The sequence below is a fragment of the Aquamicrobium ahrensii genome (assembly GCF_040545755.1).
In the GTDB taxonomy this organism is placed as follows: Bacteria; Pseudomonadota; Alphaproteobacteria; order Rhizobiales; family Rhizobiaceae; genus Mesorhizobium; species Mesorhizobium ahrensii.
The window spans coordinates 1-16,113 of sequence record NZ_JBEPMN010000002.1; the positions used below are offsets into that span (position 1 = coordinate 1).

The 16,113-nt window shown below is 59.6% G+C and carries 13 protein-coding genes and 2 pseudogenes; 8 read left to right on the plus strand and 7 right to left on the minus strand.

Going from position 1 to position 16,113, the window contains the following annotated elements; all coding sequences use genetic code 11:
* The 3 genes and pseudogenes from ABID44_RS02940 to ABID44_RS02950 form a co-directional block, all read left to right on the plus strand.
* Positions 1-650: pseudogene (locus ABID44_RS02940) on the plus strand (hypothetical protein); the annotation flags it as partial.
* Positions 647-2,059 carry an argonaute/piwi family protein gene (locus ABID44_RS02945; protein WP_354150202.1) on the plus strand — a complete coding sequence of 471 codons (1,413 nt, stop codon included), beginning with the start codon at positions 647-649 and terminating at the stop codon, positions 2,057-2,059. The pseudogene ABID44_RS02940 and the gene ABID44_RS02945, both read left to right, overlap by 4 nt.
* A 200-nt stretch (positions 2,060-2,259) precedes the next feature.
* Positions 2,260-3,984: a retron Ec67 family RNA-directed DNA polymerase/endonuclease gene (locus ABID44_RS02950; RefSeq protein WP_354150203.1), complete on the plus strand. Its 1,725-nt coding sequence runs from the start codon at positions 2,260-2,262 to the stop codon at positions 3,982-3,984.
* Positions 3,985-4,910: 926 nt separating this feature from the next.
* On the opposite strand, the gene ABID44_RS02955 is transcribed toward ABID44_RS02950, so the two are convergent.
* Genes ABID44_RS02955 through ABID44_RS02965 form a run of 3 tightly spaced genes read right to left on the minus strand, consistent with a single transcriptional unit; the run spans position 4,911 to position 7,806 of the window.
* Complete coding sequence (locus ABID44_RS02955; RefSeq protein ID WP_193731094.1) at positions 4,911-5,558, minus strand: response regulator transcription factor; 648 nt, start codon at positions 5,556-5,558, stop codon at positions 4,911-4,913.
* Positions 5,555-7,366, minus strand: a complete 1,812-nt coding sequence (locus ABID44_RS02960; protein WP_193731093.1) for a sensor histidine kinase — start codon at positions 7,364-7,366, stop codon at positions 5,555-5,557. The genes ABID44_RS02955 and ABID44_RS02960 overlap by 4 nt, the downstream gene beginning before the upstream one ends.
* A complete protein-coding gene (locus tag ABID44_RS02965; RefSeq protein WP_193731092.1) occupies positions 7,363-7,806 on the minus strand; it encodes a putative pterin-binding protein in 444 nt (147 codons plus the stop codon). Before ABID44_RS02965 ends, ABID44_RS02960 begins: the two co-directional genes overlap by 4 nt.
* A 256-nt stretch (positions 7,807-8,062) precedes the next feature.
* On the opposite strand from ABID44_RS02965, the gene ABID44_RS02970 reads away from it, so the two are divergent.
* The 4 genes from ABID44_RS02970 to ABID44_RS02985 are packed head-to-tail and all read left to right on the plus strand — an operon-like array spanning position 8,063 to position 12,422.
* Complete coding sequence (locus tag ABID44_RS02970) at positions 8,063-9,046, plus strand: hypothetical protein (protein ID WP_239800555.1); 984 nt, start codon at positions 8,063-8,065, stop codon at positions 9,044-9,046.
* A gap of 26 nt (positions 9,047-9,072) precedes the next feature.
* Positions 9,073-11,100, plus strand: coding sequence for a vWA domain-containing protein (locus tag ABID44_RS02975; RefSeq protein WP_354150204.1), 2,028 nt, complete (start codon positions 9,073-9,075; stop codon positions 11,098-11,100).
* Positions 11,101-11,102: 2 nt separating this feature from the next.
* Entirely contained in the window at positions 11,103-11,915 is an 813-nt protein-coding gene (locus ABID44_RS02980) for an SH3 domain-containing protein (protein WP_354150205.1), read from the plus strand.
* Between the two features lie 36 nt (positions 11,916-11,951).
* Positions 11,952-12,422, plus strand: a complete 471-nt coding sequence (locus ABID44_RS02985) for a hypothetical protein (RefSeq protein ID WP_354150206.1) — start codon at positions 11,952-11,954, stop codon at positions 12,420-12,422.
* 82 nt (positions 12,423-12,504) lie between these two features.
* Here the strand turns inward: ABID44_RS02985 and ABID44_RS02990 are convergent.
* From ABID44_RS02990 to ABID44_RS03005, 4 genes and pseudogenes are all read right to left on the minus strand, one after another.
* Positions 12,505-12,930, minus strand: a pseudogene (locus tag ABID44_RS02990) (trypsin-like peptidase domain-containing protein); the annotation flags it as partial.
* 134 nt (positions 12,931-13,064) lie between these two features.
* Entirely contained in the window at positions 13,065-13,289 is a 225-nt protein-coding gene (locus ABID44_RS02995; protein ID WP_254692840.1) for a hypothetical protein, read from the minus strand.
* 71 nt (positions 13,290-13,360) lie between these two features.
* Positions 13,361-14,986: a chaperonin GroEL gene (gene groL / locus ABID44_RS03000; protein ID WP_354150207.1), complete on the minus strand. Its 1,626-nt coding sequence runs from the start codon at positions 14,984-14,986 to the stop codon at positions 13,361-13,363.
* A gap of 56 nt (positions 14,987-15,042) precedes the next feature.
* On the minus strand, positions 15,043-15,357 hold the full coding sequence (locus ABID44_RS03005; RefSeq protein WP_122066815.1) for a co-chaperone GroES: 315 nt from the start codon (positions 15,355-15,357) through the stop codon (positions 15,043-15,045).
* 400 nt (positions 15,358-15,757) lie between these two features.
* Between ABID44_RS03005 and ABID44_RS03010 the strand changes: the two genes are divergently transcribed.
* Positions 15,758-16,102, plus strand: coding sequence for a hypothetical protein (locus ABID44_RS03010; protein ID WP_354150208.1), 345 nt, complete (start codon positions 15,758-15,760; stop codon positions 16,100-16,102).
* Positions 16,103-16,113 lie beyond the last annotated feature (11 nt).

Below are 16,113 nucleotides of genomic sequence, written 5' to 3' on the forward strand. Positions count from 1 at the left end.
TCGAGGCCATGCGGCTTTTCCGGCGAGGCCGGAACGCGGGTGACGACAAACTTCACCCAATAGCCGCCTTTGGGATCGACAAAGAGCATCTGTCCGTCGAGAACCTCTACCTCAAAGGGTTTGTGGAGGGCGGTTTGGCGCTCGCGCTCAAACGCGGGAAGCCGTTGGTGCATCGGGCTTCTCGCTACGGCTCTACGCTTATCGTCGAAAGGCAGTCGGCACGGTCTCCTCTCTTGAAGGGGCTATCCGAGGCTGTCGAATCTGGAGGTCACGTCTACGGGCAGGTCCCCGGCCTAATGACGAAGCCCACCGAAGAACATCCGGAGTCGATTTCCGTATGGTGGGCTGAAGCTGTGGAGATCGACCTCCAACAGATCGGCGGACGGACGTGGGTGCTGCTGAAGCCCGACGTCTACATCTGGCCGCGGTGGGCGAGAAGGGAAGCGTCCACGTTTTTGGATCGAAGAATGCGCGGTCGCTACAACGGTCCTGCCAATGCGCTGATGAGCGCGTGGATTGAGCTGCTTCTTCCCGGAACTCCGCGACACACAGACCGAACGCTGACGTCGTTCGATCACGTTGCAGGGCCGGGCAATCCGACCTTCGTCGTCAATGACCGAACGGGCTTTTCGAAAGGGGGCGCACGATGAGTCTTCGCCCCTACGAACTCAGTGGCTACCTGACGGTTCCCGAGCCGCAGTTGATCTTTGCTAACCGCAACGTCGGGCTTCATCCGCTTAAGGGACTGATCGATCGCGGCCCCTACAGTATGGCCCTCGGTGTTCCTGCACGTGTCCGACTTGCGTTCCTGGCGCCTAAGGCTGGAATGTCGAAACTCGACAGACTGGTCACTGAGCTCAACCGCAATTTCACACCGCGCGAGGCGACCAACTACTATCCGGAGTATCCTGGCTTTGAGCCTCTCTTCCGGATACCTCTGAATGGTCCGAACGCGGGTGCGCGTTCCGAGCTCGGGCAAGATCTCGACGAGAGCGCGCGGCAGGGCGACAAACGAGAACTCGCGCGCCTCCTGTTCGATGCGATCGGAAAAATGGCGTCGCAGCGATCCAACTTCGACGTCCTTCTCCTCTATCTGCCGCAGAGTTGGGCCGCCTGCTTTGAGGAGCCCGGCTTCGACCTGCACGACTTTCTGAAGGCATACTGCGCGCCGTCCAACATTCCGCTCCAAATCGTGCTGGACAGCAGTTTAGCGCGGTCAGACCGCGCGAACGTGATGTGGGGATTGAGCCTGGCTCTCTACGCCAAATCCAACGGCATCCCTTGGAAGCTGGCTGGCCTGGATCGGAACAACGCATTCATCGGCATCAGCTACGCGATGAAGAAGACGGCTGACGGCACAGAGTACCAGACCTGTTGCAGCCAAGTCTTCGACCCCGACGGCACCGGCTTTCAGTTCGTCGCCTACGACACGCGCGACTTCACGCAGGACCGTCGTCACAACCCTTATCTCTCCTACAACGAAATGCTGAGCGTCATGTCGCGCAGCCTCGAAATCTATCAGCGCGGTCACTCTGGTCGTGCACCGAAGAAGGTGACGATCCACAAGAACACGGCCTTCCGCGAGGAAGAGGCGCTGGGCGCGATCGAGGCCTTCAACGATCAGACCGAAGTTGAGTTGGTGCAGGTTGTTCGCGACACGAACTGGTCGGCGACGCGGTACAACACTTCCACCCCGCCGCGTCCTGATGGCTACCCCGTGACGCGGGGCACGCTGATCCATATGTCGGAGAGCGAAGCGCTCTTTTGGACACAAGGAAGCGTCTGCGGTGTTCACACCTCGCAGCCCAACCGCGACGTCTACAAAGAAGGGCCACTCAAGCCGGTGCCTTCGCCGTTGATGCTACGCAGGTTCAGCGGCAGCGGCGGTTGGTTCGAGACGTGTTCAGGCATATTGGGCCTCACCAAGATGGATTGGAACAACAACACGCTCTACAAGAAGCTTCCCGTGACGCTTGAGTACTCTCAGCGCTTCGCTCAGATCATCAAACAAAACCCATCGCTAGTCGATGAAGAGTACGATTTTCGGAGTTTCATGTGATGTCCCTGGCCTCGACATCAATCCGAGAAATTTGCTACTCTGGCGGCAAGGCTTACAGGCAGACTTGTTGCGGCGTCATTGCCGCATATGAACCAATGTTGGGGGGAGACGCTCCTCAACGCTCCTCGGCGATGGGCTGTCGATCGACGGTCGTTTGCGTAAGAGTGCCTGTAAGCCGCCCCCTGTTCGACGGGGGTTGAGTGTCGAAACTTCTCGCACTGAAAGCCCGCACTAAGCTTGGCGATGTGGCCGATCTTCTCGGTTTCAAGCCGAGTTATCTGGCCTACGTCCTTTACAAGCTTCCCGACGCGGCGAAGTATAAGAAGTTCACGATCCCCAAAAAGGCCGGTGGTGAGCGGGAGATTTCCTCCCCTGTCGGGCCACTAAAGGACGCGCAACGAGCGCTGTCGGATCTCCTCAACGAATGCCGAGATGAGATCCAGGAGGCGACGCCGCGCAAGCCGCTCTCCCATGGCTTCCGAAAGAAGCTGTCTATCGTCAGCAACGCGCGCAATCACACGAACCGCCGCTACATCTTGAACGTCGACCTCGCTGACTTCTTTCCGACGTTCAATTTCGGGCGCGTACGCGGTTTCTTCCTAAAGGACAAGGACTTCGAGCTCGACGAGAAGATCGCGACCCTCCTCGCCAAGATCGCCTGTTTTGAAAATGGGCTACCGCAGGGGAGTCCCTGTTCGCCGGTGATCGCCGACATGATCGCGCACCTCCTCGACGTCCGCCTCGTTCAGCTTGCTAAGAAGCATCACGTGACATACTCGCGGTACGCTGACGATCTGAGTTTTTCGACGAACCAGAAGGAATTCCCGGCCGAACTCGCGCTGCTGGCGGAGGCGGAAGACGGCTCGTGGATTGCGGGTGATGCCCTCGTCAAAGTGATTGAGAAATCTGGCTTCCTCCTCAATCCTACTAAGACCCGGATGCAGATCAAGGGGAGCCGCCAACTCGTCACCGGCTTGACCGTCAACGCGAAGGCCAACGTGACCCGCACTTATTGGCGATCGCTACGCTCAATGTGCCGGTCGATGTACGAGACAGGCAGCTATCAGCTGCCGACGCTGAAGGCCGGCGTGCCCGAAGGTGCTGCTCCTGAAAACATCACCAGCCTGGCGCCCCTAGCCGGCATGATGAGCCATGTTCGAAATGTGAAGCTCAAGAGCGAGCGCCTTCCAAACGATGCGAAGCCCGATGTCGTCTATGGTCACGCCGACCATGTCCGCTTCTGGTTCTACAAGACCTTCGTCGCGCTCGAACGGCCACTTATTGTCTGCGAAGGTCCGACCGACAGCATCTATCTGAGGAACGCGATCGCGCACCTGCCGGCGTTTCAACCGACCCTCGGCGAGAAGACGCCGGAGGGGTTCTCCTATGCGATGACCTTCTTCAACTACACGAATGAGGTCCATCGCATCTTGGGCCTAACGGGCGGTGCCAGCCTCTTGGTTTCGCTGATGCATAGCTACGCAAAGCGCATGAGGGTCTACAAACACAAGCCGTTGCTGTTCCCCGTGATCATTCTCCTAGACAACGACACGGTCCTCTCGCCGAAGGTCGCCAAACCCCTCAACAGCCACTTTGGCACATCGATCAGCAACGCCTCGACCGATCCGTTCTTCTATCTCACGGAGAACCTCTATCTCGTAAAGACGCCTCACGTCGCAGGGGCTCCCATGTCCGAGATTGAGGATCTTTTCGACGCGGCGACGAAAACTATCCCTGTCGAAGGGAAGCTCTTCCACGCGGAGGGCGAAGGCTTCGACAAGGCGATCCACATCAGCAAGGCACCGTTCGCTCATCGGGTCGTCAGACCTCATGCGAAAGCCATCAACTGGGACGGATTTACGCCGCTTCTTGAGCGCCTCGTTGCGGTGTTGGCCGACCATGCTGCGAAAGTTGGCGCGCCTTGACTTGAAGCGGTTCGCCAGCGGCGAGAACGCCTGCACTTCAGAGCGGAACTCCACAAAGTTCGAAGAGCCCTATCTCACCGCAAGGTTGGACGCCCGGCAAAGGATGCTGCGCTATTCGGACGAGACAACTCAGAACGTCCGATTTGTAGCTTGAAGCCAACGTCCGCTCCTGGCGCCAAGCTGTCATTGCGGGTGGTGTAGGTGCCACGCGCGATTTCCGGTGTGTAATCGGCGGCTGTTTTCGGCGACGGCTGTTCCGCTTGGTCGGGCATGTGAGAACCCTTCCTTTATTCGCGCTGTAGAGGGCTATCGGCGGGACGTCTCGCGTGATTCCGCAAATTACTGTGCGGTGATCGGCGGTTATGGGTGGCGATATCGCGCTATCGGCGGCGAAGTGGCGGAACGGGAGGGATTCGAACTTTGAGGTTTTTTCCTCTTTTGATCTGGGAGGCGAAATGCCCAGATCAGGAAAATCACATCGAAGGCTAAATACCTTGGCCAAATAGGCAGGCTCTAGAGGGCTATAGAGTAGACGTAGTTGTCATCTTCACCCGGAGCAGCGCGCCAAATACCGCCGATTTCCCTCCACAGTACGCTATAACCGCCGAAAGTACGCTTGTGCCAGGAGCGAGAGGTGGCGTCATGTGAGGGAGAGTAGAAACGGCGGCGTTTGGCGGTGGAGAAGTTCGAATCGCTTCCGGCCCGATTGATGGTTTTTCGCAAACGACGTTGTGCATGAAGCTCTGAATGGCAGTTGCCTGCCTTCATCGGTCGATAGCAAAGTCGAGACCTCCTATCGAGTGTGGTTATACTTTTGTCTCGGCACCTCTCACTTGGGAAGTAGCGGCAGTAAAAGAAACGGCGGAGAAAACACCGGCTCGGTGGTCACATGACGACCTCCATATACGAAAGCCTCGCAGGCGCTGTTATTTCTTGAGCAGGAGAGCAACCAGTTCCGCCTGCCTGCCGGTATTAGTCTTCTGGAATATATTGCGCATATGAAAGGCAACGGTAGACCGGGATACACCAAGGTCAGCCGCGATCTGCGTCAATTTCCTGCCTTGTGTAAGCGCTTGGGTTATCCGTATTTCTGCGGGCGTGAGGCCGTATGACTGAGCCAGCGTTGAAAAATCTGTATCGGTCGGCTCCAGTGGGCGCGCTGAACGGATTCGATCGATCTGGCGCAAACGCGCTTCGATTGTCACTAGTAAGAGATCATAATCTATTGGTTTGACGAGATAATCATCGGCACCAAGCCGCTTTCCATCGACGATGTGCCTAGGATCGGCAAGGGCAGAGAGGAACACGAACGGAATTTCGGCATAGTCCGGCCCCCTTTCATGCAGGGCCTTAAGCACGCCATAGCCGTTAAGTTCGGGCATGGAGATGTCGCAAAGAACCAGATCGGGGCAGACACGCGCCAGCTTGCCGAGCGCATGCTTGCCATTGTCGGCTTCTACCACATCATAGCCTGCCTCGACCAGTTCATCCCTGATGTCACGCCTCAGTTGCGCTTCATCCTCGATGCAAAGGATCACAAAGCGCTTCCGGTTCGGAGACGGCGCGAATGTCATGCCGGTTCCTTTCGTAGGGCCATGGCTGTAACGGAGCCGGAACCGGAGGCACTACTGGGCAGCAGCATCGCCATTCGAACCATGCCAGGCTCCGAATTTTGCAATTGCACATCACCGCCCTGCAAGCGGGCAAGCGCTCTGGCCATATAGAGGCCGACTCCGATACCGGGACGGCCTTCCGTATTGCTGCCGCGATAATAGCGTTCGAACAGCGCCTCCCGTTCGAATGACCCCTCCTGAGGTCCAGTGTTGGCTACTACGCATTCGATCTGCGTGCCGCTGTCGGTGAGGGTAATGCTTATCGGTGTCTTTGCCGGTGAGTATTTGACGGCATTGGACAGCAGATTGGTGAGGATGTGTTCCGCATGCACGGGATCACAATAGGCAATGGGAGAAGCGCCGTCTGGAAGCGTGACAGTGATCCGCCCCGAGCCAGTGTTTTCTGTCGACCGGGAGCAGATCTCTGCTACGAGGTCACCGAGATCGCAAAGCTGACTGCGGACTTCGATCTGGCCGGCATCGAGGCGTGCGGCGTCGAGGGTGCTTTCCACCAACCTGACCAGACGCGCGACAGCGCTGCGGGCTTCCTCGCCCCGTTCCAGGATTTCTTCCGGAGTCAGCCGGTCACGCCGGCGCATCAGGCGCTGAAGCGCGGAATCGACAAGGGCGAGCGGCGTGCGGAACTGGTGCGAGATCATGGTGCCGAAGTTCCGATAAAGATCCGCTGTAGCCCGCTCTCGGGTCAGGGCAGCGTCAAGCTCCTGCGTGCGCGCCTGCACCAGCTGCTCCAGATGGTCGCGATGATTGGCTATCTCCCGCTGCGCTGCCCTCCGCTCGGTCACGTCCGACATCAGCAGGATCATGCCGATGATGCGTCCGCCGTCACGCAGAGAGAAGCAGCGCAAGTCGACATAAAGCGGGTTGGACTGATGAGACGGAAAGAACGGCTGATCCAGCAGTGCAACAGCCTGTCCCTGAAGGGCATCGCTGATCGCCTGCTCAATCCTGCCGACCTCGAAAAAGCCTGAGATTTCGCTCAGTATTGCGCCTGTAGCCACGTCAGCGGTGACCCCAAACAACCGTTCGGCAGCCTCGTTCCAAACCGTGCAGCGCCGATCCATATCCACGGCGATTATGCCTTCGCCACTGGAGCCGATCAAAAGTTCGGAGAACGCCTTTTCCTTGTTGAGCAGGCGAGTCCGTTGCCTTGCATCCCGTATCGCCAGCAAAAAATGGACGCAAAGCACGGTGCCTGCCAGCGATATACCGATCATGGAGATGATGATCTGCCATAACTGCTTGCGTGTTGTGTCGAGCGTAGCGCCAAGGTCGTCCCATTCGGCCACCATTGCCTTGTTGGCCGCTTCCGTGAGCGCTGCATTGTAAGGGACAAGCAGAGCCCTGATACGGGGTATCACCTCTGGTCTGGCGCTCATCAGCAGCGAGCCAAGATCAGCCAGGCTTCCACGCAAGGCGTCAAGCGCGGAGGTAGCGCCAAGTGCTTCCATCCGCCGACGCTGCGGGCCCTCATCAAGCAAGGCAAGCCGGCTAAGGAATACGTTGTAACGCAACTCCATCTGCGCGTGATCAACCTCTCCGGCTACGCTGCCCACGACGGCCTCACCCAGCTGAAGGCTTGAAATATGCGCCCTGGAGATCACCCAAAGCATGTTCTGGGTGGCCTCGATGCGCATATCCCGCTCAAGGTCGGAAAGACGCATCAGCGAAAACGCCAGCAGAGCAACGAAGATGACGATGGCCGAAACCGGCAGCGCGACGCCAAGCAATGCACGCGCCTGACGGCTCATTGAATATCCAGCCATCGCAATTGCCAGACCCAGCGATAGTCGAAGCGGATATCCTGCAACTCCGCATGCTGGTCACGCGGATAGATTATCCATAACGGCCCCTTGTCGCTCGGCAACAACGGTTCGCCATCCATTTCATAGGCTACGAGGACATCAAACCGGTCGAATTCCTCGATCGCAATGTCAATTGCGTAATCGTTCAGGGCTCTCGCCGTCACGGTTGTGCCCCGGGCACCGATATGCGCCAGAAGGTCTCTCATCAGAAATCCGCTAAAGCGACGCACACCATCTGTGACGGCCGTCGCTGTTTCCAGCCGGGCGACAGGCAACGCCCTCAGCATCTCCATGTCGAAATACGCCGCTCCTTGCGTAGTGATCCTGGAAATCGCCCCCCGAACCTCAAGTATTGGGGGAGACGTTGGCGGCGGGATTTTTTCCATGTCACGTCCATGGACGTCAGAGAAGCAAAACAACGTGGCCGCCAAGGTAGAAAACAAAAATCTTCGCAAATTGACGCGCCGCCTCCCAGGCTTTTCCGTGTATTTTTTCTGCCAGTTTATTCCATCCGTTCTGCAGCTCGGATAGCTGGGGCCAATTATACCCAGGCTTGCCGGCATGTCCCTATCCAAATGAACGGGGCATATTGGGTTTGCGCCTGCTAAGCTTGCGCAACAGGCATATAGGGCGGAGCAGAGCATGTGGGATTTCAATGTCGGCAATGCGCTGGCAATGATGGCGCGGACCATGCCGTTCATCGTGCTGCGGATGGTCGTCTATTTCGGCATCGCCGCTGGCTACGTTCTGGTAACCGGAACCGGTGCGGGCATCGGCTATGGCGTTGGCGGCTTCGGTGACGAAGGATTTCAGGCCAATACGACCATGTGGGGCGCCATCATGGGGTTCGGCCTGTTTGGCGCCATCATGTACTGGGCGCGCGAATACATCCTTTATATCGTCAAGGCGGGCCATATAGCGGTGCTGGTCGAGCTGATCGACGGCAAGCCAATGCCAGACGGAAAGTCGCAAGTCAGCCATGCGACAGCGGTGGTAAAGGAGCGTTTCGCTCAGGCCAGCGTGCTGTTTGCCATCGATCAGCTCGTCAAGGGCGTGATCGGCGCGATCACGGGGCTGGTGCGCGGAATTCTGACCATCCTGCCCATACCTGGCGCGCAGCAGCTTTCCGGTATCCTGCATGCCTTCCTGCGGGTCGCCGTCGGCTTCATCGACGAGGTCATCCTCGCCTACGCAATTCGCACTGGTTCGACCAACCCATGGGGATCGGCCAGGGAAGCGCTGGTGCTCTATGGCCAGAATTACAAGGTGATGCTCAAGAACGCCGCCTGGCTTGCGATCATTGTCTACCTCATGAGCTTTCTCGTGTTTCTGGTCATGCTCGCGCCGGCGGCTCTCGTCGTCTATCTGATGCCGGGAGCCTGGGCGGCAGGCGGCTTCGTCTTCGCACTGCTGTTTGCCTGGAGTGTCAAGGCGGCGCTTCTGGAACCCTTCGCCATCGCCTGCATGATGCAGGTCTACTTCAGGACCATTGAAGGCCAGCAGCCAAACCCCGAATGGGACGCAAGGCTGGAACAGATGTCGGCCAAATTCCGCAAGCTGAAGGCCCGGGCCCTGGGTGAAGCACGACCTTCCGCCGCAGCCGAAAGCAGCTGGCGTCAGGCGTGACGCGCCATTCACGACAGGAGACAATGATGAAAGTTCTGAAGGCAGCGCTGGTCGCGGCCACGGCAGTCACGATGTCCATTTCGGACGCCTCGGCGGCTGAGGATGTGGTGATCGTCTATGACGCCTCCGGCTCGATGTGGGGCCAGATCGACGGCACCAGCAAGATTGAAATCGCGCGCGACGTGATGGCCGATCTCGTGACCGGCTGGTCCGACGACATCAATCTCGGCCTCGTCGCCTACGGGCATCGCTCGGAAGGCGACTGCCGCGACATCGAGACCCTGATCGAGCCGGGGCCGCTCGACCGGGCAAGCTTCATCAGCACGGTGAACCGCATCCGCCCGAAAGGAAAGACGCCGATTTCCGCCGCGGTTCAGCACGCCGCGGAACTCCTGTCCTATCGCGACAACCCCGCCACCGTGGTGCTCATTTCCGATGGTCTGGAAACCTGTCAGGCCGACCCTTGTGCGCTGGCCGAGCAACTGGCGCGGCAGGGCGTGAAGTTCACGACCCATGTCGTCGGCTTCGACCTTGAGGATCAGGCCCATGAAAGCCTTGCCTGTATTGCCGAAAACACCGGCGGCGTCTTCGTTCCGGCGCAGAATGCCGATGAATTGAAGGCCGCGCTGGCCCATGTCCAGTCGGTGATGGATTTGCAGCCAATGACGCCGCCAGAGGCCGAAGTGGCGCCGGAGCCGGAGCCGGAGCCACAAGCGGAAATAGCGATCCAGGCGCCGGAACAGGTGACGACCGGATCAAGCTTCAAGGTAACCTGGTCGGCGTCGATCCATCCGGAAGACTATGTCACCATCGTTCCGGTCGGAGCCGAGGAAGGAAAATACACCAACTATCAGCGCGTGCGTGATGTCACCGAAAACAGGTTGATCGCGCCCGCCCAGCCCGGTTTGTACGAGGTACGTTACGTCACACGGAAAGATGGCCATACGCTGGGAGCAACTCCCGTCGAGGTCGTCGAGGCCGAAATCGGTATCACTGCGCCGCAACAGGTGACCACAGGCGCAAGCTTCAAGGTGACATGGTCGACGTCGATCCATCCGGAAGACTATGTCACCATCGTTCCCACCGGAACCGAGGAAGGAAAATACACCAACTATCAGCGCGTGCGCGATGTCACCGAAAACAGACTGACCGCGCCCGCAGAGCCCGGCCTTTACGAAGTGCGCTACGTGCTGCGCGAAGGAGGCCGCACCATGGCGTCTACCCCTGTGGAGGTCGTTGAGGCCGAGATAGGGGTCGCGGCACCGAAAGAGGTGACCACTGGTGCAAGCTTCAAGGTGACCTGGTCGGCGTCGATCCATCCGGAAGACTATGTCACCATCGTTCCAGTGGGAGCCGAGGAAGGAAAATACACCAACTATCAGCGCGTGCGCGATGTCACCGAAAACCGATTGATCGCGCCCGCAGAGCCGGGTCTTTACGAGGTACGCTATGTGCTGCGCGAAGGGGGACGCACCATGGCGTCCGCCCCGGTGGAAGTCGTTGAGGCCGAAGTGGTGGTGAGCGGCCCTGATGTCGTCCGGGCCGGAACTAAGATTCAGGTGACCTGGTCGATCTCGATCCACCCGGAAGACTATATCACCATTGTTCCCGCCGGGACCGCCGAGGGCGAATATGCCGACTATATCCGGGTTCGGGACGCACGTGCCGGCGAGATGAAAGCGCCAGCTGAAACAGGGCTTTACGAAATCCGCTATGTGTTGCGCGAAGGCGCCCGCACTCTTGCCAGCCACCAGCTGGAAGTGGTGGCGCAAGACGCGCCGCTGGATGACGGGGCGGGACTGGCGGCACCGTCAGAAGCCGGAGCCGGTGAGACAATCACCGTGTCGTGGCGCACGGAAGGCAAGAGCGCGGACCAACGCGTTGCCCTTGCCCGCGCCGATCAGGCCGATTTCAGCTGGATTGCCGCGCACAAGGTCGGAGCAGAAAAATCGCTGGAGCTGCAGATGCCGGCACAGGCTGGAACCTATGAAATCCGATTTCTTGACGTCAGCGGCCGCAAGGTTCTGGGCCGTGCGATCGTAGAGGTGAAATGACCATGCCACACACATTCAAGGCCACATTGCTTGTCATGGCGCTCGGCCTGGCCGTGTCTGCCGCCCATGCCGAAATCGATGGTCACGGACCGGATGCCTGGCGTGTCACGGGCGTCTCCGGCAACGATGTTCTCAACGCTCGGATGGGCCCCGGCACCAACTATCCGGTGATCGAGACATTCGCCCACAATGAACGCAACATGCAGCAGATCACCTGTGTTCCGTTCTACACCGCTGCCCACTACATGGCGATGACGCAGGCGCAAATCAGCGCGCTGCCGCCCCGCTGGTGTCTGATGCGCAACAAGGCGATGAGCAAGGCGGGCTGGGTGGCGCAACGCTATATCACCCCCGATGGCAGCGAGCCCATCGCCGCAGCGACGAAGCCCCGCCCGGCACAGCCAGCGCCCGAACCCTATGCAGCAGCCCCCGGCATCGATCCGGTTGCTCAGGCGCAGGACCTGGTGCGTGAGCTCTACGAACGCCAGTTCCAGTCGGAAAACAGCAATCTGCCGAGCGCATTCGATCCTGCCGTATCCAGAAACTACTTCACCGACGACATCGTCGCCTGGCTGGCCTCCGGCAATGTCGGTGCGCATCCTCTTTATGGCGCGCAGGACTTCGACGGCGCCATCGAAGACCCCATGCCCGACCCCGACCAGCCGATGCTGCGCGGCATGATCACCATCAATGTCGATTTCACCAATTTCGGCAAGGACCAGCGCGCGGTCTTCTACCTGCGCGCCGACACCACCAAACCCGGCGCGCCGTTACGCATTTTCCGCGTCGAACACAACGGTTGGTCCTATCCGTAGGCAATGGAGAAAGAAGTGATCACAGGAAACTTCGGAATGGACGAGCGTAGAACCGGATCCGTTGTCATGATCGGCTTGTTCAGCAGCTTGATGCTGACAGGTTGTAGCGCGGAGGCGGAAGCGCCGACATCAGAAAGCGCCGCCGTCGTAATAAGTGTTTTGGAAACATCCGCAGGGCGCTACGAATTTACGCCGACCACATGCGGCATCCATAGCCAGGATGGTTTCGACGATATTGAAATCCAGGGGCCAGGGACGACACCGGATGGAGAAAAGTTCTTTTTCGAACTGTCGTCTACTGCAAATGCAATGACCATCGGCCTCGGCGTCGATGGCCCGTTCGCCAGTCCCGAGCGTCGGATCCAGGCCGGACGTGTCTATTCACAGGAGTTCACAATCGTGGCTTCCGGGAGACAGCTGTCCGTTGCCGGTCTGGTCTTGGTGGACGAAAATGGCGCATCTATCGATGACGGTGCTACACTAACCATCGATTGCGGCGCGCAGTAAGGAACAGGGTCTTGATTTCCTGCGAGGTTTAACACGTAGTTTTCGCCCAGAAATGAAAGCTTTCATGGATTGGGTTGCGTGTCTTGTCGCTGCCGACCAGTTCGGCATTGAAGCGGCGGCGATCTTTCAGCGTCACCGCGATCTCGCTCGCGCCGTCGACGACATGGTGGTTGGTGAGAATGTAACCCTTATCCGCGTCAACGATGACGCCGGACCCGGCGCTCATGCGGGGCCTTTGCTGCGGCATCTGAGACAGATCGAAGTAGCGTCGGAAGTAGGGATCGTTGAAGAGCGGGTTGGTTTCGGCAGACGCGCGAGACGCGACGGCGATGTTGACCACCGCGGGCGTGATCTCCTCCAGAACATCGGGCAACGAACGCTCGCCACGCACGCCGGATGCCACATCCTGTGCGGCAGCGGGCGGCACAGCGCCACCGGAAAATGACAATGCAAGGCACGTGACAAGGACGGCGACAATCTGCGGGGCGCGAGGCAGGCCGATGAACATTGTCGATCTCCCGATTTGGTTCCTTCGTGTTGGATGCGGCGATGCCGTCGCGCCGGAAGAGATCTTCCGCCGCCGGTCCTTCGCGCGTCTGGTTCGATTGGAAAGGAACCCCGCCCGGAGGCGAGGTTCCTGGATCATTGTGGCCGGCCGTCTCGCGAGAGGGCCGACACCTGCGCCGCCGCATGGAACATCAGCGCGGAGGCCGCTGTGCGCCGATCCCATCCAGCCATCACCAGTCTGTCGAGCAGAGATTCGAACAGCGGGGCCAATGCCGTGCGCGCTTCCGCATCGTGCGACAGGAACTCGGCCGGGGGATGATGCGGCACAGGTACATGGTCAAAGTCCGGCATGAGGCTCATGTCAGTCTCCGATCTATGCTTTGCTCCTGACCGCCCCCGACATGGGAGCGGTCACTTTCAGAGCGAGATGGTCAGAAGTCCATGCCGCCCGCTGGCATTGCCGGGGCTGCTTCCTTCTTCAGCTTCTCGGCGATCATCGCCTCGGTGGTCACCAGCAGGCCGGCGACGGACGCCGCGTCCTGCAAGGCAGTGCGCACCACCTTGGCCGGGTCTATGACCCCCTGTGCGAACAGGTCGCCATATTCGTCGGTCTGGGCATTCCAGCCGAAGGCGAAGTCGGCCTTCTCGCGCAGCTTGCCGACGATGATGGAGCCTTCGGCGCCGGCATTCTCGGCGATCTGGCGCACCGGCGCCTCGATCGCGCGGCGCACGATCTCGACGCCGTGTTTCTGGTCGACATTGTCGGTCTGGATACTGTCGAGAGCCTTCTGCGCACGCAGCAGCGCCACGCCGCCACCCGGCAAAATGCCTTCCTCGACCGCCGCGCGGGTGGCGTGCAGCGCGTCGTCGACGCGATCCTTCTTCTCCTTGACCTCGACCTCGGTCGCGCCACCGACGCGGATCACCGCGACGCCGCCGGCGAGCTTCGCCAGACGCTCCTGAAGCTTCTCGCGGTCGTAATCGGAGGTCGTCTCCTCGATCTGCGCCTTGATCTGCTTCACGCGGCCTTCGATCTCGGCCTTTGAACCGGCGCCATCGACGATGGTGGTGTTCTCCTTCTCGATGACGACCTTCTTGGCGCGCCCGAGCATCTCCAGCGTGACGTTCTCCAGCTTGATGCCGAGATCCTCACTGATCGCCGTGCCGCCGGTGAGGATGGCGATGTCCTCCAGCATGGCCTTGCGGCGGTCGCCGAAGCCCGGCGCCTTGACGGCGGCGACCTTCAAGCCACCGCGCAGACGGTTGACGACGAGCGTGGCCAGCGCCTCGCCCTCGACGTCCTCGGCGATGATGACGAGCGGCTTGCCGGACTGGACGACCGCTTCGAGCACGGGAAGCATGGCCTGAAGGTTGGAGAGCTTCTTTTCATGGATCAGGACATAGGGATCCTCGAACTCGACCCGCATCTTGTCCTGATTGGTGATGAAGTAGGGCGAGAGATAGCCGCGGTCGAACTGCATGCCCTCGACCACCTCGAGCTCGGTCTCGGCGGTCTTGGCTTCTTCGACGGTGATGACCCCCTCATTGCCCACCTTCTGCATGGCTTCGGCGAGGAAGCGACCGATCTCGGAATCACCATTGGCTGAGATGGTTCCGACTTGGGCGATCTCGTCATTCTTCGAGATCTTCCGCGCATTGGCCTTGAGTTCGGCGACAACCGCATCCACCGCCTTGTCGATGCCGCGCTTCAGATCCATCGGGTTCATGCCGGAGGCGACGGCCTTGGCGCCTTCCTTGACGATGGCCTGCGCCAAAACAGTGGCGGTAGTGGTACCGTCGCCGGCAAGGTCGTTGGTCTTCGACGCCACTTCGCGGACCATCTGGGCGCCCATGTTCTCGAACTTGTCCTCAAGCTCGATCTCCTTCGCGACCGACACACCGTCCTTGGTGATGCGCGGCGCGCCGAACGACTTGTCGATGACGACGTTGCGGCCCTTCGGCCCGAGCGTCACCTTGACGGCATTGGCGAGAATGTCGACGCCGCGCAGCATCTTCTCGCGGGCTTCGGTGTTGAACTTGACTTCCTTGGCAGCCATTGGATCACTCCTTCAATAGGCAGTTTTCATTGACTGGTTGATGATCGAAGAATCCGTCAGGCGGCCTTCTTCAGCGTGGCGGTCTGCTCGATCACGCCCATCACGTCGCTTTCCTTCATGATGAGCAGGTCTTCGCCGTCGAGCCGGATCTCGGTGCCGGACCATTTGCCGAACAGGATTCGGTCGCCGACCTTTACGTCGAGCTCAATGATCTTGCCCGCATCGTCGCGGGCACCGGGGCCGACCGCGATCACTTCGCCTTCGCTCGGCTTTTCCTTGGCGGTATCGGGAATGATGATGCCGCCTGCGGTTTTCTCGTCGGCTTCGATGCGGCGAACCAGGATACGGTCATGCAATGGACGGAACGTCATATCGTTCTCCTCAAGGACAAACAGATTTTGAGAGGTCCCTCCGCTCCGGCCCGGTGAGAGCCGGAGCGGGGCCGCGCAACCCTTGTCGGCGTCACGCGCGTATCGATCTGGTTTTGGCGATTTTCGATTTCAAGAGGGGAATGCAAAATTTTTGGCACTCGCAGCCGTTCACTGCTAGTGCGATGTAATCGCAGCCGAAATTGACACCATCGAGCATCCGGGCACTTGAAAAATTCGCTCGATTGGCCGAACTTCCTTCTGTGCTGTGCTGTGCTGTGCTGTGCTGTGCTGTGCTGTGCTGTGCTGTGCTGTGCTGTGCTGTGCCGTGCCGGGAGGTACGGTCCGGAGTCCTGATCGAAACGGAGTTTTTGGAACGGCTGAAAACGGAAGGAGGACAGCGATGCGCCGAGCCGATTTTTCGACGATCATTCCCTCTCTCGCGCCACGAGCCGAAGACATTGCGCTCGACCGGCTCCTGTCGCCGGCGCGCCACTACAGGTATCCCGAGGATGTGCTGCGTGACGCCACGCTCGACCGAGGCGAGAAGCGCGCCATTCTCTCGTCATGGGCATCCGACGCATGCGCGGTCGAATCGATGCCCGCACTGCGCCAGCCGCCGGGCGCGGAAAGCCCCATCCCATTCGATGTCATCATGGATGCGCTGCGGCGTCTTGATCACGGCGACATCGGGGCGGACGATGCCGTATGCGGATCCGCAGACCATCACCATCGTCTTCACGCATGAAACGACAAAGG

Bases quoted from the DNA above. Each gene is read 5' to 3' on its own strand.
- ABID44_RS03010 (WP_354150208.1), top strand. From the start codon at position 15,758: ATGCGCCGAGCCGATTTTTCGACGATCATTCCCTCTCTCGCGCCACGA.
- groL (WP_354150207.1), bottom strand. From the start codon at position 14,986: ATGGCTGCCAAGGAAGTCAAGTTCAACACCGAAGCCCGCGAGAAGATG.
- ABID44_RS02975 (WP_354150204.1), top strand. From the start codon at position 9,073: ATGAAAGTTCTGAAGGCAGCGCTGGTCGCGGCCACGGCAGTCACGATG.
- ABID44_RS02955 (WP_193731094.1), bottom strand. From the start codon at position 5,558: ATGACATTCGCGCCGTCTCCGAACCGGAAGCGCTTTGTGATCCTTTGC.
- ABID44_RS02995 (WP_254692840.1), bottom strand. From the start codon at position 13,289: ATGAGCCTCATGCCGGACTTTGACCATGTACCTGTGCCGCATCATCCC.
- ABID44_RS02945 (WP_354150202.1), top strand. From the start codon at position 647: ATGAGTCTTCGCCCCTACGAACTCAGTGGCTACCTGACGGTTCCCGAG.
- ABID44_RS02980 (WP_354150205.1), top strand. From the start codon at position 11,103: ATGCCACACACATTCAAGGCCACATTGCTTGTCATGGCGCTCGGCCTG.
- ABID44_RS02960 (WP_193731093.1), bottom strand. From the start codon at position 7,366: ATGAGCCGTCAGGCGCGTGCATTGCTTGGCGTCGCGCTGCCGGTTTCG.
- ABID44_RS02985 (WP_354150206.1), top strand. From the start codon at position 11,952: ATGGACGAGCGTAGAACCGGATCCGTTGTCATGATCGGCTTGTTCAGC.
- ABID44_RS03005 (WP_122066815.1), bottom strand. From the start codon at position 15,357: ATGACGTTCCGTCCATTGCATGACCGTATCCTGGTTCGCCGCATCGAA.
- ABID44_RS02970 (WP_239800555.1), top strand. From the start codon at position 8,063: ATGTGGGATTTCAATGTCGGCAATGCGCTGGCAATGATGGCGCGGACC.
- ABID44_RS02965 (WP_193731092.1), bottom strand. From the start codon at position 7,806: ATGGAAAAAATCCCGCCGCCAACGTCTCCCCCAATACTTGAGGTTCGG.